At 41.4% G+C, this 21017-nt stretch carries 12 protein-coding genes; all 12 read right to left on the bottom strand.

The window, feature by feature from the left end; translation table 11 throughout:
- Nucleotides 1-32: 32 nt before the first annotated feature.
- Nucleotides 33-974 carry a polyprenyl synthetase family protein gene (locus BPR_RS05045; protein WP_013280380.1) on the bottom strand — a complete coding sequence of 314 codons (942 nt, stop codon included), beginning with the start codon at nucleotides 972-974 and terminating at the stop codon, nucleotides 33-35.
- Between the two features lie 2 nt (nucleotides 975-976).
- Nucleotides 977-1216: an exodeoxyribonuclease VII small subunit gene (gene xseB / locus BPR_RS05040; protein WP_013280379.1), complete on the bottom strand. Its 240-nt coding sequence runs from the start codon at nucleotides 1214-1216 to the stop codon at nucleotides 977-979.
- Nucleotides 1217-1280: 64 nt separating this feature from the next.
- Nucleotides 1281-2504 (bottom strand): exodeoxyribonuclease VII large subunit, encoded by a 1224-nt coding sequence (xseA, locus tag BPR_RS05035; RefSeq protein ID WP_081441740.1) that lies wholly within the window; start codon nucleotides 2502-2504, stop codon nucleotides 1281-1283.
- Nucleotides 2494-2895, bottom strand: coding sequence for a transcription antitermination factor NusB (nusB, locus tag BPR_RS05030; protein WP_013280377.1), 402 nt, complete (start codon nucleotides 2893-2895; stop codon nucleotides 2494-2496). Before nusB ends, xseA begins: the two co-directional genes overlap by 11 nt.
- A gap of 57 nt (nucleotides 2896-2952) precedes the next feature.
- On the bottom strand, nucleotides 2953-3306 hold the full coding sequence (locus BPR_RS05025) for an Asp23/Gls24 family envelope stress response protein (protein ID WP_013280376.1): 354 nt from the start codon (nucleotides 3304-3306) through the stop codon (nucleotides 2953-2955).
- A gap of 91 nt (nucleotides 3307-3397) precedes the next feature.
- Nucleotides 3398-4876, bottom strand: coding sequence for a transglutaminase domain-containing protein (locus tag BPR_RS19670; protein WP_052301798.1), 1479 nt, complete (start codon nucleotides 4874-4876; stop codon nucleotides 3398-3400).
- Between the two features lie 55 nt (nucleotides 4877-4931).
- Nucleotides 4932-6536 (bottom strand): peptide chain release factor 3, encoded by a 1605-nt coding sequence (locus BPR_RS05015; RefSeq protein ID WP_013280374.1) that lies wholly within the window; start codon nucleotides 6534-6536, stop codon nucleotides 4932-4934.
- 323 nt (nucleotides 6537-6859) lie between these two features.
- The gene (locus BPR_RS05010; RefSeq protein ID WP_013280373.1) at nucleotides 6860-8950 is read right to left on the bottom strand and encodes a polyribonucleotide nucleotidyltransferase; all 2091 of its coding nucleotides are present in this window, start codon (nucleotides 8948-8950) and stop codon (nucleotides 6860-6862) included.
- A gap of 253 nt (nucleotides 8951-9203) precedes the next feature.
- On the bottom strand, nucleotides 9204-9470 hold the full coding sequence (gene rpsO / locus BPR_RS05005) for a 30S ribosomal protein S15 (protein ID WP_013280372.1): 267 nt from the start codon (nucleotides 9468-9470) through the stop codon (nucleotides 9204-9206).
- A 385-nt stretch (nucleotides 9471-9855) separates the two neighbouring features.
- On the bottom strand, nucleotides 9856-13068 hold the full coding sequence (locus BPR_RS05000) for a cell surface protein (protein ID WP_013280371.1): 3213 nt from the start codon (nucleotides 13066-13068) through the stop codon (nucleotides 9856-9858).
- 256 nt (nucleotides 13069-13324) lie between these two features.
- A complete protein-coding gene (locus tag BPR_RS19665; RefSeq protein WP_013280370.1) occupies nucleotides 13325-17989 on the bottom strand; it encodes a cell surface protein in 4665 nt (1554 codons plus the stop codon).
- Nucleotides 17990-18371: 382 nt separating this feature from the next.
- Entirely contained in the window at nucleotides 18372-20996 is a 2625-nt protein-coding gene (locus BPR_RS04990; protein WP_013280369.1) for a hypothetical protein, read from the bottom strand.
- Nucleotides 20997-21017 lie beyond the last annotated feature (21 nt).

Here is a 21017-nt window from a genome sequence, read left to right as displayed (position 1 = left end):
TTGTCCGCTCCTTTCATTGCCATATCATTAATTTATTTTTCTCTGTAGATCAGGTAGTTAAACAGTTCATGTAAAAAGCTGTTCTCAAATCCCAGACCATCCAGAATATCTGTAGCTTCCTCAGACAACTTTTTGACGCTGTCCCTGGCATTATCCATTCCATAAAGGCTGACGTATGTGCTCTTTCCATTTTTCTCATCGGAGCCGATAGGTTTACCAAGTACCTCAGAAGTGCTGGTAATATCAAGAATGTCATCCTGAATCTGGAAGGCAATTCCCACATTGCTGCCAATCTTTTCCATCATGGAAACCTGCTGGGCAGAAGCACCACCAATTACCGCACCTATCATAAGACTCGCCTCGATAAGGGCGCCGGTCTTGTTCTCATCGATGTAATGAAGTGTATCCTTCATCTCATCTTCAGGAATTTCTGTGGCATTCTCTGCACAGATATCAGCACACTGTCCACCTACCATTCCATAAATGCCGGCTTTCCCTGCCAAAATGTCAAGTGCAGCCAGATATCTGTTACTGTTATCTCCATCATAATCAGATAATGTAGTGCCTCGCATAGCTCCGTTAATTGCTGTCTCGTAAGCAAGGTTTAGAAGTCCGTCTCCTGCAAGAGTTGCCATTCCTGCTCCATACACTGCATGAGTAGTCTTCCTGCCTCTTCTGTACTCATCATTATCCATGGCAGGCAGATCATCATGTACAAGAGAATATGTATGGATCATCTCCATTGCTGCCATAAAAGGATAAACTACTTTCTCATCCGCATCATTTCCTGCAAAAAGCTTATAGGCTTCAAGTATCATCATCGGCCTAAGTCTCTTACCACCTGCCAAAAGACTGTAATTCATAGCCTCTATGACTGTTCTGGCATAGCCCTCTTCCTTTGGCAAAAAAGCTTTCAATATATCTTCAATATGAGCTGCCTTATCAGCAAGTCTCTTATTAAAATCATTTCCCATTATTATTCAAATTCCTCCAGACTTCCGTCCTCGGCAATCTTCTGAACCTTCTGTTCAACCTCTTCAATAGCCTCATGACAGTATTTGAGAAGCTTCATCCCTTCCTGATACTCTTTGAAAGAATCTTCGAGACTGATCTCATCACTGTCAAGTGCCTGAATCTTGGATTCTATCTGCATAAAAGCTTCTTCAACAGTAAGCTTTTTTTCTTCCTGATTATCTTCTTTTTTCTTTGCTGCCATTTTTTCTCCCAAATAATGAGTGTAGAACTATGATCACTAATGCAGTTTGCAATAACATGTAGCTTTATCTGTCATTGTCATACTGAATCCTGTCAGTATCTATTACTCTGGTCCTGATCACACCGTCAGTTACGTATAAAGACAACTCATCATCCCGCTGAACGCCTGAAATACTGCGTATATTATTGCCTTTATCATCAGATATATAGGAATATCCGCCCTTCAACCTGTCAAGAGGAGACAAACCTTTCAATTTCTCAATATCTATATCAAGTCTGTGACGGGCATCTGTTATTTTCTGATCCATGAGATGCTGGAGTTCGTCCTGATACTGGTCTATCCTAAGAAGTCTGTCTCTGACTTTCCCCATAGGACTGAGAAGTCTTAACGTTTCCTGATATCTCTTTTCCCTCTGTCTAAGATCAGATAGCGCCCTGTCCATGGATTTATGCAGAGAATATGCATAGTCCTGAATATCCTGCTCAAATCTTGCGTATTCAAAAACCGCAAGTTCAGCAGCCGCTGAAGGAGTAGGTGCTCTCCTGTCTGCAACATAATCTGCTATTGTAGTATCAGTCTCATGACCAACTGCGGATATTATAGGAATCGGGCAGTCAAAAATTGCCTGCGCAACTATTTCTTCATTGAACGCCCATAAATCTTCTATAGAACCTCCGCCTCGGCCCACTATGATCGTATCCACCTGCCTCTGAGCCAGGGCCTCAATGCCCTTAACAATGCTCTCAGCAGCCTGATCACCCTGAACTATGGCGGGATAAAGAATAATCTGAATATGTGGATTTCTCCTGGTAGCAACATTGATTATGTCGCGAACCGCTGCACCCGTCGGGGCTGTTACAACGCCGAGAGTATGTATATATCTGGGTATAGGCTGCTTGTACTCTTCTGCAAACAAGCCAGTCTCAGCCAGTCTCTTCTTGAGCTCCTCATAGCGCTCATAAAGAACACCAGCCCCATCCAGCATGATCTGTCTGGCATAGAGCTGATATCTGCCGTCTCTCTCATATACATCGATGCTACCGGTAACTTTAACCTGCTGGCCTTCCTGCATATTAAATCTAAGGCCGCCTCTTTCTCTGTCACCGCGGAACATAACACAGGCTATTGCTCCTCCGGCATCCTTGATAGTGAAATAGATATGACCGGACGAGTGATACTTGCAGTTACTCACTTCCCCCTTGACTGTAATAGCCTTGAGGAGGAAGTCCTGCGTGAACATATTCTTGATGTATGCATTAACCTGTGTGACTGTATATTCACTGCGCAAATTTAGCTAACACTCCGTTTACAAATGCCGGTGAGCCATCCTGTCCGAATTTCTTGGCAAGCTCAACAGCCTCATTTATTGCTACTCCTGTAGGAACAGTTTCATCGAACTTGATCTCATAAACTGCAAGTCTGATAATGGTAAGATCAACCTTGGCCATTCGGCTTGTTTCCCAACCTACAGCTTTCTCATTGATCGCCTTATCTATTTCTTCTAACTTGTCTGCGATCTTCTCATATTTGTCTCTGATGTAATCTGCATCAGATTTGGAGAATTCCAGGTCACCTTCTGTTGTAAAGAGTTCTTCCTGCTCCATCATTTCTTCTTTGCTGTTGAATTCAACACGAAAGAGCAACTGAAAAATCTGCTCTCTTAGTTCTGTTCTGTTCATAATATCTTCCAATCTATAATTCTAATTAGCCGGTTTAAGATGCTATTACGCCTTCATTCAAGCCTTAGGCATTGTGATTCCTGCGATTCTGATGTTAACGTCTGTAACTTCAAGTCCTGTCATGTTCTCGATTGTTGTCTTGACACGAGTCTGAGCCTGCTGACATGTAGCAGGAATATTAAACCCATAAGACATCATAAGTGCAAGATCAACCTTAACTTCAGAAGCGCTTACCATAACCTTGGCTCCCTTGGTAAGATTCTTACGTCCTACCTTCTCAAGGGTATCACTTGTATAGTTGCCAGCCATAGCTGATACGCCATCAACCTCGAGAGCTGCCAGCACAGCAATTCTGGCTACTACATCATCTGCAATCTTAACTGAACCAATCTCTGCTAACTCTTTTCCCATATTATCTACTCCTAAATAGTTTATTCGAAGTCCATACTAAGTTATTATACCATATCCCAAGGATTAAGTATAAATATACATTTTCCGGTCACTAAGCTATCCAGAAAATTATTGTATATGTATCCACAAAGGTTGTATAAGACACTGTAGCATTATCGCCTTGCAAATAGTCAAATACCAGTCTCTGGGTCACAAGCTGATCGAAGAGCTGATCATACACGTTCTTATCAGCACACTTTATAACCACGCTTGAGCTGCCATCCTGATATCTTCTGTCAAAAAGATCTCCAACCAGCACAAGTTCAGGTGATGTAAAGTACTCATCCTCCCTGACATAATAGTTATCCTTCATGCTGGTACAGCCCGGCATATAAATCTCATCAGAAATTGTATGATTTCTCAATATTTCATCTGTTGTGACATTGAGATAATCATAATTAACTGTAGGAAGCCTTGTAGCATCTGCGCTCTCGCCGTTGCCTACCTGATAAGAAGAATCTCCCCAGGTAACATCCACATAGTAATATGCATCGTTACACAGCACCAGATTCCATGCATGCCTGATATTCTTGGCCTTCTTGGTATCTACTGTACCGGTGACCAGCGTACACTTGACTCCAAGCTTGTTAAGAAGAAGCTGTGCGGCCTTGGAATAGCCGTTGCAAACGCTCTTTCCTCCAATAAATACGGAGCAAATGTTCTGATTGTCTTCCGCATCCAGATCATACTCCACATTCCTGATCAGGTATTCATAAACATATTTGATGGCATAGTAATCATCCGTTGATGATGGCGCGCCAGCAAGACATTCGTTAACCGCCTGATTGATCTGTGCCTGTTTGGTAGCTACCTGCTCAGGTGTATATATGTAGCTTCCGGAAAAACCTATCTTGGTAATCGTGTTGTCTATAGTATAGTTGGTATATTTATAGCCATCGACGTAAAAGAGCTCCGGATGGTCTGCACAAACATAATCAAAAACAAGGTCTATTGCTTCATCACTTGTAGTTGAAACAAGAACATTTTCTGCCTGATGCTGAATAATAGTTAAAATCTCAGCATAAAGAGTCTGCCCCGAACCTGTAAGTCTGTCGAAAGCGTACAAGCCTTTTTGCTCTCTCTTGATCGCCTCAATGTTTTCAGGGGTAATGCCTGCCTCTAATCTGGCATTCTTCATTTCTTCATTAAGCTCAGTCTCTGTCAACTGCTTGTATGAAGATTTGAAAATACTGTCCGCATCAAACCCAAGCTCCGACTGAGCCTGTTCTTCTGATTCCTGGTCAAAAAAGATAACGTTCTCACTACTGTCTGAAACACTATAAGCATAGTCTTCTTCCGAAGGCTGATATATAGTGGTCACTTCATCTGAACTGACAATTGAATCCTGTGAAAGAACAAGCGTATCCTCATAGGTAGCTATATCCTCCACCTCATGATACGGTGGATCCTTCATGCCGAGAGCTTCAAGATATTCATCAAAGCTTGAATACTTACAGCCAGACAGAGTCACAGGCAATGTGCCCAGAATCATAAGTAAAGCTATTTTCCTTGTAGCACGTTCTCCCTTCAACTTAATTCCTCCAAAGTTTGTAGCAGCCCCAGAGTCAGGAAACCTGCGGCAGCAATCAGTTCTTCTTGAATTCAGAAAGAACCAGCCCCTTGTTTCTATCCATTGTCATGCCAACACTCCACTCATTAATAAACAAGAGAAGTGGTCTGTCATGCATATCCTTGATCTTCTTCATGTCAGATGTTCCAACAAGTGTAGACATATCGATATCTTCATTATCTACCCATCTGATGTACTCATATGGAAGGTTCTCAAGTATGATATCTACATTGTACTCACTCTGCAGTCTGAATTTCAAGACATCAAACTGAAGAACACCTACTACGCCTACAATTATCTCTTCAAGACCTGTGTTGTACTCCTGGAAGATCTGAATCGCACCTTCCTGAGCAATCTGAGTGATACCCTTAACAAACTGCTTACGCTTCATGGTATCAACCTGACGAACTCTTGCAAAATGCTCAGGTGCAAATGTAGGGATTCCCTCGTAAGTGATAGTATCCTTAGGCATGCACACAGTATCTCCGATTGAGAAAATACCGGGATCAAATACACCCATGATATCTCCTGCATATGCCTCTGACAGGATCTTACGCTCATCAGCCATAAGCTGCTGTGGCTGTGACAGTCTCATCACCTTGCCGCTCTGAACATGCTTAACTTCCTTGTCCGCATCATATCTTCCTGAACATATTCTCATAAATGCTATTCTGTCTCTATGAGCCTTATTCATATTAGCCTGGATCTTGAATACAAAAGCAGAAAAATCTCTCTCAAGCGGATCAATCTTCTCTCCATCAGATGATGTACGTCCTGTTGGAGGTGTTGCCATCTTGAGGAAGTGATGGAGGAACAACTCTACACCAAAGTTCTGAAGCGCTGATCCAAAGAATACAGGTGTAAGCTGGCCTGCACGAACCTTATCAAGATCATACTCAGCGCCTGCTCCATCCAAGAGTTCTATCTCACCTGTAAGCTTGTCAAAAGCTTCCTGTCCAACTTCTGCATCAATTGCTGCCTTATCATCAAGGCTTATAAATGTCTCTTTTCCCTCTTTGGTACCCTTCTGAGTTTCTGAGAAAGTAACAATGTGTCCTTCTCTTCTGTCATAGATTCCCTTGAAATTCTTACCGGAACCGATTGGCCAGTTCATAGGGCATGTGGCGATACCGAGATTGTTCTCAATGTCATCAAGAAGATCAAAAGTATCCATAGCATCTCTATCAAGCTTGTTGATAAAGGTAAAAATCGGAATATGGCTCATAGCGCAGACTTTGAAGAGCTTTCTGGTCTGAGCCTCTACACCCTTACTGGCATCGATTACCATGACGGCTGAGTCAGCAGCCATAAGTGTACGGTATGTATCCTCTGAGAAATCCTGGTGTCCAGGTGTATCAAGGATATTGATACAGCAGCCCTCAAAGTTAAACTGCAGAACAGAAGATGTTACTGAAATACCTCTCTGCTTCTCGATTTCCATCCAGTCGGATACTGCGTGTCTTGCTGTTGCCTTACCCTTAACACTTCCCGCCATATTGATAGCTCCGCCGTACAGAAGGAACTTCTCTGTAAGAGTTGTCTTACCAGCATCCGGGTGGGAAATAATAGCAAAGGTACGACGCTTATTTATCTCATTAATTGTTTCTTTTGTATTACTCATTTCTAAATTCCTTTCTGATATGTATTGTCTTGAATAATTCACTTAATACGTATCAGATTCAATGTGGGATTCTCATATCTTCTACCTACTCAAAAATAGTCATGTACTGTAATCGAGGCCGGTATGCGTTTACATGCCGGCCCCAATAATATCTCGATAATTCCATAGTCCAAGGAAGTTCTACTCTCGCAAGGAACTTACGCTCTCGTAAGGAAGTTCTGCTCTCGCTAGAAGAGTCTCTTCACAAGGAACTTCCGCTCTCGCTTCGCTCGCCGGAAGGCGTTCAGACTAGACTCGAAAGTACCTCGTCAAGTCTTCACAGCTCAGTTTTGAGCTACATCCTTCATAGAGAAGCTGATTCTGCCCATCTTGTCCTTGCCAAGGCAAACAACTGTAACTGTATCGCCAAGTGTAAGAACATCCTCAACGTGCTCGATTCTCTCTCTGGAGATCTTGCTGATGTGTACCATACCCTCTTTGCCAGGTGCAAACTCAACGAACGCACCGAATTCCTTGATGCTTACAACCTTACCTGTGAATACCTGGCCTTTCTCAAAATCAGAAACAATGATGTTGACCATGTTTACAGCCTCATTGATCTTGTCCTGATCCTCGCCGCAAACTGAAACCTTACCATCATCTGTAATATCAATCTTAACACCTGTACGAGCGATGATCTCGTTGATTGTCTTACCTCTCTGACCAACAACATCGCCAATCTTCTCAGGATCGATCTGGATAGAAACGATCTTAGGAGCGTACTTGGATACTTCCTTACGAGGCTCAGCAATAGCCTTGCTCATGCACTCATCCATGATGAAGAATCTTGCTTCACGGCACTGTGCAATAGCTGTCTCAACGATAGGCTTTGTAAGACCATGGATCTTGATATCCATCTGAATAGCTGTGATACCGTCCTTAGTACCTGTAACCTTGAAGTCCATATCTCCGAAGAAGTCCTCAAGACCCTGAATATCTGTAAGTACTACGAAATCGTCATCTGTATCACCTGTTACAAGACCGCAGCTGATACCTGCAACCATCTTCTTAATAGGAACACCTGCAGCCATAAGTGACATACATGATGCACATGTAGAAGCCATAGATGTTGATCCGTTAGACTCAAATGTCTCTGATACTGCGCGGATTGCATATGGGAACTCCTCAACGCTAGGAAGAACAGGAAGAAGTGCTCTCTCTGCAAGTGCACCGTGTCCGATCTCTCTACGTCCAGGTCCTCTTGAAACCTTAGTCTCACCTACTGAATAAGCAGGGAAGTTGTACTGGTGTACGTATCTCTTGTCTGCTGCAAAAGAATCAAGACCTTCTACCTTCTGTGCCTCTGAAAGAGGTGCAAGAGTTACAACGTCACAGATCTGTGTCTGTCCACGTGTGAACATAGCACTTCCGTGTACTCTTGGGATAAGGTCAACCTCAGCTGAAAGAGGTCTGATCTGCTTGATCTCACGTCCATCAGGTCTCTTGTGATCCTTGAGGATCATCTTACGTACAGTCTTCTTCTCGTACTGATAAATAGCCTCTCCGAGGATTGCAAGCCACTCTTCGTTGTCTGCAAACTTCTCTGTAAGTCTATCTGTAATATCGGCAATATTAGCCTCTCTTGTCTGTTTGTCATCTGTGAATACAGCCTTCTCCATCTCTTCAGGAGGAACAACTTCCTTGATAGCTGCAAAGAGTTCTTCAGGAACTGCACAGCTTGTATATTCGTGCTTAGGCTTACCAACCTCAGCAACGATACCCTTGAAGAATTCGATGATCTGAAGGTTTACGTCGTGAGCCTTGTAGATAGCTTCCTTCATCTTCTCCTCAGGAATCTCGTTGGCACCAGCCTCGATCATGATAACCTTCTGTCCTACAGATGCAACTGTAAGCTTGAGGTCACCTGTGTTCCACTGCTCCTGAGTAGGGTTAACGATAAGTTCTCCATCGATCATACCGATCTGTGTCATAGCACATGGGCCATCGAATGGGATATCTGAAATTGAAACTGAAACTGATGCGCCGAGCATAGCTACAAGCTCAGGGCGGCACTGAGGATCAACAGCCATAACCATTGTCTCGATTGTTACGTCGTTTCTGTAGTCCTTAGGAAAAAGAGGTCTCATAGGACGATCGATAACACGGCTTGTAAGAATAGCATTCTCAGAAGGCTTGCCCTCTCTCTTATTATATCCGCCAGGGAATTTGCCAACAGCATAGAATTTCTCACCATACTCTACTGAAAGAGGGAAGAAATCGATTCCATCTCTTGGCTTAGCGCTTGCTGTTGCAGTACAAAGAACAGTTGTATCTCCATACTGCATGAAAGCGCAACCATTTGCCTGTTTACCTACCTTGCCGATCTCAACCTTAAGTGTACGACCAGCCAGTTCCATTGAATAAGTTTTTACCATTTTGTCTCCTTCCTGCTCATCCGTGATCCATCATCTGGCCGGGGACAAAAATATGGCCCCATTGCCACTTCAGGCACGTGTGCAGTTCAATCATGTTTATTGTTCTATTTATATGATATTAAGTTTTCAAGGTCATAATAAAAATCATGTTAAACACAAGTTTTATTATAACTTTGAACACTCATATCATATAAATGTATAAAAGCGGAACAGGCTGATTCTCATCAGCCTAGTCCCGCCTTTAATTGCAAAATTACTTTCTAAGACCAAGATCAGCGATAAGCTTACGATAAGCCTCGATATCCTTCTTCTTGAGGTAACCAAGAAGGCTACGTCTCTGACCTACCATCTTAAGAAGACCTCTTCTTGAGTGGTGATCCTTAGGGTTCTTGTCAAGGTGAGCATTGAGCTCCTTGATTCTCTCTGTGAGGATAGCAACCTGAACCTCTGGTGATCCTGTATCGCCAGCTTTTCTAGCGAACTTCTCGATAACTTCTGTCTTTTTCTCTTTTGCGATCATTTCTCTTCTCCTTTTCTCTGGGCTGAATATATTACTCAAGCCCTTAACTTTGTGTGATCCGCCTGCTACGCAGATAAAGGTTGGAGTATCCATTATCCGGGTAAAAGGTAGTTTCTGTAACTGTTACTGAATTCTCGTCAGCAACTAATGTAGTTTAGCATAGAAAAACGTAAGTGTAAAGTCTTTTTTGCTATATGCCGGCCCCGTAACTTTCTAAAATTTTCTTAAATTATCAACGTTTTTTCCTATATGCCATAGTGTCTGCCTGTCTTGTACAACACATTAGGGAGCCGGTCACGAGGACCTGCTCCCTAATTTAATGTGTGAGTTCCAAAAAGGACTATATATTATGGGCATAATATTCCCTATTTGGTGTATTAAGCTATCACTTCTTGTCAGACTTCTGATCAGCTTTATTCTTTTTAGAATTTCTTCTAACTACTTCCTCAACAGAAATTCCAACTGCTGCAAGGATTGCAACAATAACTGCTGGAAGAGGGCTCTTCTTTTCTGAAGGAGCTGCTGCAAGAGGCATTTCTGTCTCAGCGATTTCTGTTGCTCCACCATTAAGATCATTCTTATTCTCAGATGTTGTGCTCTCCTCTGACTTAGCGTTGTTCTCTTCAGTCATTGCTGCATCTTCAGAAACTGCTACGGTCGCATCAGATCCTGCTACCTGTGTATCGTTTGAATCAGCCTTAGCTACCACATTTACAGTTGCAATCTTTGTTCCTGCTTTTGAAGACTTCTTAGCTCCAAGAACTGCTGGTACAGCCTGTGTATTAACAGCTAATGAAGGAACCTTAGCTGTAAGTGTCTTTGCTGTAGCTACTGCAGTAATAACGTCTACAGTTGAATCTGCTTCATTTCCAAGGTCATTGTCACCTGAATATACAGCGTCAGCATTTCTATTGTCATCTGACTGATTTGACTTAGCACTGTTTTCAGCATTTCTTCTGATGATTTCTGCAATTTCTGCTTTCTTATCAGCAAGCTTTTCTTCAGCCTTAGCAAGCTCATCATTAGCATTCTTCTGAGCTTTCTGAGCAGCAGCAAAAGCAGCCTTAGCCTCTTTATACTGTTCTTTGAGATCATTAAGCCTTTTTGTAACCTTATCATTTGGCTCTCCTGTCACATCATTAGTTGTAAGGTTATCAATTGCAGCGTTTACTTTTTTAAGCTCATCAGATGCATTATTAAGTTTCTCATTTGCTTCAGAAGCAGCTGTTGCAAGCTTGTTGTAATAGTTGAGTACTGCCTCATATTCTTTTGTATATTTCTGGGCTAGTTCAAGATCAGCTTCTTTTTTCCTTTGAACCTTATAAAGATCCTTAAAGTTCTTCTCAACAACATCAAGTTTTTCTGATGCTTTAGTTCCTTCATCAATTACATTCTTCACCTTATCAGCAACATGCTTAGCATGATCCTGAGCCTTTTTTACATCGGCTTCTGCCTGTGTTCCTGCTTTAATTGTATCTTTCTTCTCTTCTGCGAGTTTCTTAGCGTCGTCCTCAGCCTTCTTTACATCAGCTGCCGCCTGTGTTCCTGCTTTAATTGTATCTTTCTTCTCTTCTGCGAGTTTCTTAGCGTCGTCCTCAGCCTTTTTTACATCAGCTGCTGCCTGTGTTCCTGCTTTAATTGTATCTTTCTTCTCTTCTGCGAGTTTCTTAGCGTCGTCCTCAGCCTTCTTTACATCAGCTGCTGCCTGTGTTCCTGCTTTAATTGTATCTTTCTTCTCTTCTGCAAGATTCTTAGCATAGTTCTCAGCATTTGTAATTGCCTTTTTCGCTTCTTCAAGCTTATTATCATAGTCATTTAAATAATCATTTCTGGATTTTATCTTTGAAGAATCAATTCTTTTATTTGATTTTCCTTGCTTTTCAAATACTGTAATCTCATTCTTGTTACTGCCGAAAATAGAGCCTCCAGGAGTTCTAAAATCAAAGTATCTATCTACTCCATTGATATTAACTACAAAATAGTGATAACCTGCGCCTCTAAAATCAGTAAAGTGTTCTGTTCCAGTCATCATGACTGTTGCATTAGGATCTGTTTCTCTTACCCAAATCCTTATTAACTCAAATGCAATTGCCTTGTTATGACCAGTATCCCAAACACCTTCTACGTTGTCGAGCACTGCCTTGGAATTCTCAAGCTCGGTTTTCTTATTCTGAGCCAGTGTTATTTTCCCTTCAGCATCCTTCACATCCTGTGCTGCTTTTGTTCCTTCTTTAATTGTATCTTTCTTCTCTTCTGCAAGCTTTTTCGCATCGTCCTCAGCCTTCTTTACATCAGCTGCTGCCTGTGTTCCTGCTTTAATTGTATCTTTCTTCTCTTCTGCGAGTTTCTTAGCATCGTCCTCAGCCTTCTTTACATCAGCTGCTGCCTGTGTTCCTGCTTTAATTGTATCTTTTTTCTCTTCTGCGAGTTTCTTAGCGTCGTCCTCAGCCTTCTTTACATCAGCTGCTGCCTGTGTTCCTGCTTTAATTGTATCTTTCTTCTCTTCTGCAAGATTCTTAGCATCATTCTCGGCTTCTGCTTTAGCACGCTTTGCTTTTTCCGCCTGTTTAATTTTGCCTTTAATGTCACTTAATTCTTTTTTGGCTTTATTACTAGATTCTGTAGCTTCCTTAAGTTCCTGCTCCTTGCGTTGTACATCAAGCTCTTTTGCTGCTTCGGCATTCTCTCTTGCTATAGTAAGAGCCTCAGTTGCTTCTTCAAGATCTGAATTTAACTTATTTACATTTACCTGTGCTTCTTCAAGATGTTTTTTTGCTTCTGCAGCCTTACCATTTGCAGCATCAATTGCAGCAAGATAAGCTTCCTGGGCTTTATTTGCTTCATCAAGTGCTTTCTCAAAAGCTTCTTTTGTAGTATTAAAGTTACTCTCAGCCGCTTCGAAGTCCTGATTAGCTTTATTAGCAAGTTCTTCAGCTTCCTTATATGCAGCGTCTGCCTCAGCCTGAGTATTAGCATCTTCAATTTTCTGGCTGACTTTTTCAATACTATCGGCAACGTCTTTATATGCCTCTGTAGCTTCATTTGCAGCTGACTCAACATTAGCAATTGGCTTGTCAAGATTATCTACAGCTTCGTTTCTAGTATCCTGTGCACCAGAAATGTTCTCTTTACCTGTATTAAGTTTTTTTACGTCTCCCTGCAAAACCTCTATATTACCAGAAAGAGCATTCGCATCTTCCTGAATCTTGTCTGCATTATCATCATATACTTTTTTAAGCTCTTTGTTTGTTATAGTATTATCATTTGATGTATCACTATTTGGAACTGATGTATCGCCATCAGAAGCTGAATCTGTTGCTTCATCAAATACATTACCAATGTTTTTACTAATATCCTCAACAGATTTTGCCAAGCCATTCTGTTCTTTGTTAATTGAATCAGCAAAATCTTTCTCTGCATTTTTTACACTATCGAGTGGTGTATTCTCAACTTTTTCGATGACGTCTTCACCACTTGGATCTGGCACATTGCTATCCTCGTTTCCAGCAAATACTGTAACTGGCTGAAGAGCCATGCTGGCACTAATTCCTACTGCAATTGCTTTAACGAGTTGCTTGTTTAAAAATTTCTTTTTCATACTAAATTCCTCACACACATTTTTTAACAACTCATTATTTATAGCAAAAGCAAAATCATAAGACTAATCATATTTAATATTATTTTTGTATTTGTGATTACGCTTTATGATTTTCGAAAGATGGTATGTGAGTACTGTATGGAGCATTGTCTTCTACAATTCGTTTGGCTTAATGCAAGAAAAAAGGGAGAGTTCCATGTATGTTGGAACCCTCCCAATCAATGAATAAGAGGAATGTGTGTGTTTCCTTTAATTATTACTTCTGAGAATCATTCTTATTTGTAGCCTTATTGTTCTTTCTTCTCATGTATTCTTCTGCTGATACTCCGGTTACTGCTGCAATAACGATTATCCACCATGGGAATCCCTTCTTGCTCTCGTCTACCGGCATTGCTGACTTAGCTGTTTCTTCGTCTTCGATATTGGATACCTTAGAAGTCTTTGTCTCATCTTTAGTTTCAGGAGTCTTTTCCTTAGTCTTTACTTCCTTAGCATCATCTGTAGCCTTATTGTCTTCGTATTCTCTCTGTGCTCCGAGAACTGATCCGCCTGCATTTCCAGCACCTGCTCCGATGCCTGCGCCTGCATCAGCTGCTCCAGCGCCTGCTGCACCTGCTACTCCAGCGTCTGCTGTGCCTGTACCGCCTGCTGCGTTTGCCACTGCTGCACCTGGGTTAGCTGTTATTGCTGTAGGAGCATCAACTATTGTAGTAGCTGTTCCTGTTCCGCCTGTTGTTCCAGCTCCAGTTCCTGTACCTGCTCCGCCAGCGCCTGTACCGCCCTGGTTAGCTGCTGCATTTGCAGCGTCGATTGCCTCCTGTGCATCATCAAGTGTATCCTGTGCCTTTACAAGATCATCAGTTGCCTTGTCGAGATCATCCTGTGCCTTACCAAGGTCATCTTTTGCTGTCTTGATCTGAGAAGCAAGGTCTGCGATTCTAGCTTCAAAGCTTGCCTTATCAATGATGTTACCTGCGATAAGAGCCTTAAGAGAATTCTCAAGAGCTGTAAGTCTATCCTGAGCATTAGTTACTGCTATTGCTGCATCGATGGCCTTCTGGCTAAGTGCATTGTATGCATCACGAGCATCCTGGAATGCTGCTGCAGCTGCTGCCTTAGCTCCAGCCTTCTCTGCTGCTGCACTCTGTGCTGCTGAATCAGCTTTTGCCGTGTCTATAGCTGCCTTATCATCGATGGCTTTCTTATCTGCTGTTGCCTTATCATCAACATCCTTCTTATCTGCTGTTGCCTTGCTATCTACTGCTGTCTTAGCTGCTGTTGCCTTACTTTCTACTGTAGCCTTATCTGTCTTAGCCTTGTCATCAATAGCCTTCTTAGCGGCATCAGCGTTAGCCTTGATAGTATCTTTATCTTCTTTGGCCTTCTTATCAATGGCATCTTTAGCTACCTTAGCGTCTTCGTTTACCTTCTTCTTATCCTTATCAGCCTGATCATTGACTGCCTTCTTATCATCAGCAGCCTTCTTGTCAATGGCCTTCTTGTCAGCATCTGCCTTCTTGTCGATGGCCTTCTTGTCAGCATCTGCCTTCTTATCAATAGCCTTTATTTCATTTTCAAGCTTCTTCTTTTCATCTTCAGTAGCCTTCTTAGCTTTCTTTTCTATCTCTTCTTTTTCTTTCTTAGCTTTCTCGTCTACTGCCTTCTTATCTTTTTCTGCCTTATCAGCTATCTTCTGCTTCTCTTCTCCAGCCTTCTTATCGATGCTGTTCTTCTCATTTGTAGCCTTTGTATCTACGGCTGCCTTATCTGCTGTTGCCTTTGTATCAATGTCTGCCTTATCTGCTGTTGCTTTATCATCGATAGCCTTCTTCTTGCCAGGAACTGCATCATCGATAGCCTTCTTATCTGCTGTTGCCTTTGTATCGATGTCAGCCTTGTCAGCTGTTGCCTTGTTCTCGATAGCTTCCTTGTCAGCTGTTGCCTTAGCATCGATAGCTGCTTTATCTTCTATAGCCTTTGTTTCAATGGCTGCCTTCTTACCAGTTGCTTCTTCATCTATGGCTGCCTTCTTGCTAGTTGCAGTATTATCAACTGCTTCCTTGTCAGCCGTTGCCTTATTCTCAATGGCTGTTTTCTTACCTGTTGCTTCTTCATCAATACCAGCCTTTTCAGAAGTTGCCTTTGTATCGATAGTTGCCTTCTTTTCAGCTGCTTCTGTCTCCAAAGCTGACTTCTTACCAGGAACTGCATCATCAATGGCCTTCTTATCTGCTGTTGCCTTTGTATCGATAGCTGTTTTATCTTCAGATGCCTTCTCATCGATAGCTGCTTTTCTACCAGCTGCGCCATTTATGATCTCATCATACTGTGCATTGAGTTCCTGTCTTCTTGCATTCTCTGCTGCATAATCTGCTGCGAAATCAAGCTGAGAGTACTGGATTGTATGATCATTTTTCTTGTAAACAACTATATATGTATAAGAATAGTTTTTCTTTTCTTCTTTGAGCTTGCCAGATTCAGCATCTGCTCTCTTATATGTCCAGAAATCATATTTCTCAACTGTAGGCTCTGTTGCGCCCTTAAGGTAATAAGATACTGTAATATGATTATTGTCTGAATTGAGCTGATGTACATGGGAATCAAAATATACTTCTTTAGTCAGGTCTACATTATTGATCTGATCTCCCTTATAGAACATGTACTTAACCAGATATTCAGCAATCTGCTCATTATTGTTAAGAATTGCATTGTTATTAGCGGCCCATATAGCTCCTGTAATAGCACCTATAATAGTAGGTTCATTATCAGATCTTTGCTGGTTATCCTGCTCTAATGCTGCAATCTTGCCTGCAAGATCAGTGTCAATCATGTACTTGCTAGCTGTAGCTTCATTAACCTCTGCATCAATATCATCCTTATCTTTCTGAGCTTTAGTGTCTATTGCAGTTTTAGCAGATGTAGCCTCGCTATCTATATTATTCTTGGCCTCTGTTGCATCGCTATCTACCTTAGCAAGCTGTCCTGGAAGTGCATCGTCAATTGCCTTCTTATCGTCTGTAGCCTTAGTATCGATGGCGCCTTTGGCGATATCTGCCTGATCATCGATAGCTTTCTTATCTGCTGCTGCTTTTGTATCAATAGCTTCTTTTTCTGCTGCTGCGTCTGTGTCTATCTTATTCTTAGCTGTTGTTGCATCAGCATCAATTTTACCCATTTCTGTTCCAGCCTTAGTGTCGATATCAGATTTCTTTCCGTTAGCCTCAGTATCAATTCCTCCCTTAGCTGCTGTTGCTGCTGAATCAATATCTGCCTTATCCTGAGTTGCCTTAGCATCAATATCTTTCTTATCTGCTGTTGCCTTAGTATCTACCGCTGCTTTATCCTGAGTTGCCTTGGAATCGATATTGTTCTTATCTGTTGTTGCCTTAGCGTCAATGTTATTCTTTTCCTGAGTTGCCTTTGTATCTACATTTTCCTTATCTTTGCCAGCCTTAGTATCTACTGCTTCCTTGTCTGTTACTGCCTTCGCATCAATAGCTTCCTTTTCGGCCTTAGCCTTAGCATCTACTGCTTCCTTGTCTTTTTTAGCCTGTTCTTCAATCTTCTTAATTTCAGCTTCAGAGGGCTCTCTCTTATTCTTTTTAGCTTCCTCTGCTGCCTTATCTATAGCTTCTTTTTCAGCCTTAGCCTTAGCGTCTACTGCTGCCTTATCTTCTCCAGCCTTCTTTTCGATGGCTGCCTTGTCCTCTGCTGCCTTCTTTTCAATAGCTTTCTTATCTTCTGTTGCCTTCTGTTCTACAGCTGCTTTATCCTTGTTAGCCTGCTCGTCAACTTTTTTCCTGTCTTCATTAGCTTTCTTATCTACTTCAGCCTTGTCTTTGTTTGCCTGAGTATCAATATCAGCCTTGTCCTTTGTAGCCTGTGTATCAATAGCCTTCTTATCGTCAACTGCTTTCTTTTCAATGGCTTCCTTATCAGCTGCCGCCTTAGCATCTACATCAGCCTTATCCTGAGTTGCCTTAGCTGCTATATCTTTCTTATCCTGCTCTGCCTGACCAGCCTTAGCATCTGCAAGAGTCTCAATCTGCTTCTGTAAATCAGCTTCCTGAGTTGCAATATCGCCAGCTGCTGCCTCTGTAAGCTCCTTAAGAGAAGCTGCTGCGAGCTGTGCCTTAAGAAGGTTTGCCTTTGCTTCTTCTATATCAGCGCCAGTCTGTGTAAGAGCTGCATCATATTCGGCCTGCGCCTGAGCTTCTGCCTTCTTAGCTTCCTCATACTCTTTTTCTTTTGCTTCATAATCAAGCTTAGCCTGATCAAGATCAGCCTGTGCCTTCTCAACGTTTTCTTCAGCTGTCTTAATAAGCTCATTTGCAGCATCAACATCAGCCTGTGTCTTAGCATTTTCTGCTGCCTCACCCGCTGCTGCAACTTCATTATTGATTTCAGTAACTGTTTCCTTTGTTTCCTGAGCTATAGAAGAAATCTCAGCTGCCTTATCTTCTACATCGCCCTGAGCAGTACCAACTGCTTCTTTGTTTGTATCTATATCAGTAACGTCAGTTGCGATTGCTGGAGCATTAGTTTTATCAACTTCTCCTACGCTATCCTGAAGCTCGCCGATCTTATTCTGGATAGAACCATTTGTATCTTCGTTAACAGGATTAGAAACTATTTCCTCATCTCCTGTATAGCCTGTAACTGCTGAATCATTCTCTACTGCATTGTCATAAGCATTTGCAACATCTCCTGCTGCATCAACTGCTGTATCTACCGCTGTATCGAAAGCCCCCTGCGCTTCGCTCTCTGTAATAGCATTATCATCATCAGTAGATTTGATAGGATCCACTGAATTGTTCTCGTCATCAATAGCGAGTGCTGTCATAGGCTGTAATGCCATGCTTGCACTAATACCGATTGCAATCGCCTTAATAATCTGCTTGTTCATAATATTCTTCTTCATATCTCATTCCCTCTCATTCGAAAATTTACACACACATTTTTGATATATCAATTAGGTTTATATAGTTATACATGACACCAAATCATATATATAATCATAAAATACATTTCTTTTGTATAATCAGCGATTATTTATGATTTCTTTAGAACTATTTATTTTCTGTTTATAAACAATCGAGTAGGCTGATTCCTACTCGATTCTGCACACAGACATTCCGCACTTTGTGCTCCATGTCCTTACGACCGGCAAATGAATTTGTATGCAAGCATCCATTCGCTTGCCGGTCTTGTGCAACAAAAAAAGAACTATTCCTCATAAAGAAGAATAGTTCTTGGCAAATATCAGTATTTATGCAGCCTTTACTCCTTTTTTATACGATAAGTTACTCGCTGCTTTCCTCTTGTTTTTCTTCAGACTCATTAGCTTCGTCGTCATTACTTCCATCTGATTCGTTGTCATTATTGTCTTCTTGTGATTCATCTGGAAGCTGAGGCTTGGGATCCTCCGGAACTGACTCATCTCTGTTTTCATTCGAAACCGGGAATTTTGTATCTGTTATATTTGTCTGATCATTAGTTACTGTAGGTGTACACTGGGCATCCTCAACAACTTTATTTTCATTATTATCAGTTGCAGATTCTTCCTGTTCATCTCCGGATTCAGATGAAGATTCTTTTGATGCTTCATCCTGAGCTTCTGTCGCTATCTCCTTTTCTATATCAATATCAGAAGAAGCATCCTCAGATATTTCTTTTGCCATATCAATACTATTACTTGCAACTGCCTCATCAGAGGTACCTGAAGTATCCACTATCTCGGAAATTCTGGCTGCTATCTGTCCTTCATCTTCCGATGCAGAATCAATTTCATCATTCTGATCATTATCCGGAACAGCTGGTCCTTTCACTCCGGCAGAATGCCAGGCAACATCATTATCAACCGTAGAAGTAACATGATCACATGAATCAGCTATTGTAAATATGCTCTGTTGTGGCATATCATCCGGCAGTTCTCCGGAAAACGGAGATTTTAACTCCGTGCTAAAGTCTAAAAGAATTGAACCATTTGCAAACGCTACATTTTCAGAATCTCCCGTAAGATCTTTACTAACTCTGTTTAGATAATTCAGAAAATCTACGCAAAATGTTGCTGAATCATCATAATTCTCGTAATTTCTGCTCTCCTCATTATATGTTCCGGTCAGGAATGCATTCTGGAAACTCTCAGTGCTTGTATATTTTCCATCTGATATATCAGTAATAATAGAGTCAAGTGAATAGCCATCGTGAAGCCTACCAAGAATTGCGTCAAATCCGCCTTTTATGGCAAAAGAGCTAAAGGATACATTTCCTTCTTCATCAGTGGACCTTGACGTTGTAATATCCTGAACATATCCCTTATTGACAGCCAGATCAGCCAGATACAAACATGCAAGATATCCGGACACATAAGCACTTGCAGCATTCTTAGTAGAATCATAGTACTTATTGGTTGAATCTATACTAGGAGATCCATACTCTTCATCATTATAATTCTTGTAATATTCAAGAAGTGAATCAATGGTATAGTCAGACAATGCATCTTCACTATCTGTATGCATAGCGCAAAAGATATCATTTCTGTATGCATAGACATTATCTACACTTGTAGCACTTCCTTCTATAAACCAGGTAGGGAATTTGTTTTCATCAGCTGTATAATCAAATGCAACGTTTGAATACCCCTCCATACCGGTTCTTGTATAATCGTCCATGAACGCGTGCATCATTTCATGAACAAGCGTATTATTCAGATTGTCAATTTCATCTGCTTTTAGTTCATAACTTCCATCTTCTGCTTTTTCATAAAGAGATTCCGTATTTACAGCTACATAGTATCCATAAATGCTATCACCTTCTTCATCAGTAGTCATTTTAGAAGATACATAAGCCAGGACTCCATTTTTATCTTTGTCAGGGTCATTCTTAAATCTGGAGTCATAAATATAAAGACCTATTTCTTTTCCAAGAGCATTATTGGCAGCTCCCTCTCCATAGGAAGAGAAGCTTTCCTTGAGCCAATATACTGCCTGCGGCTCTACAACATTCATGATCAGGTTGAGAAAATTAGACACGATATCTCTTCCCAACTCATCAATTACATTTTGAGAACAGTGGATTGCAACAAGGTCAACCTGGGGCTCATCCGGCTCATCAGGATCGTCATCATCTCCTCCATCCAATGGTTCTTCATCTTCATCATCCCACTCTCCATCCTGACTGCCTTCATCCTGATTTGCAGATGTACCGGGATTACCCGACTCTGAATCGTAATTGTTTTGTGCATACCAGGAATCACTCAGTTCTTCTGCGGACTGCTGAATATCGCTGCTAATCGCATTTCCAACTGCCACAAGATCACTCATAGAAGACATCTTGGCGATAGATGTATAATTTTTTAACTCAGGTGAATTAAAGATTCCTGCTCCTCTTTCAGAGCCAAGAATCCTTACAACAGACGGTGTCGTAATATACGTAATACCTGAAAGCGGATTAACTACAGAAAGAAAGCGTTTTTCCGCATAGAGTTTTTCGACAAAATCCGGGAGTTTAACACTAAAAGTAGATGAACCGTTTGGACCTATAACAATGTAATTATCAGGAATATAGAATGCAAAGATTGGTGCATATTTTTTGCCCGGAATACAAAGACTGGATATTTCCCCTGCTTCATCAAGCCAAATTACAGGAATATTCCAAAAGAATCCCTGAGAAGTCCTAACTTTAGCAAAATTATCTAGTAATTTGCCACTGGTAGGCTCCTCAAGTTCATCTATTCTAAGATCTGCAACAGTAGTTTTGCCCTCTGTATTTTCTAAAGAAGTAGCATTTGAAACAGTATTTCGGGTAGACAGCTGAATAGTTGGCTCTGCTGCTCTAGTGGTCAAACTAAAGGTATTAAAGCCAATCAAGAGCGCTACCAGCAAAAAGCTGATTTTCTTGGTAAAGTTTCTATGGTTGTAATTCATAACACTTATCCCCTGTAATTA

It is taken from the genome of Butyrivibrio proteoclasticus B316 (assembly GCF_000145035.1).
Taxonomy (GTDB): Bacteria; Bacillota; Clostridia; order Lachnospirales; family Lachnospiraceae; genus Butyrivibrio; species Butyrivibrio proteoclasticus.
Note: the sequence above shows the minus strand (reverse complement) of the source record. Positions and strands in the feature narration are given on the sequence as shown.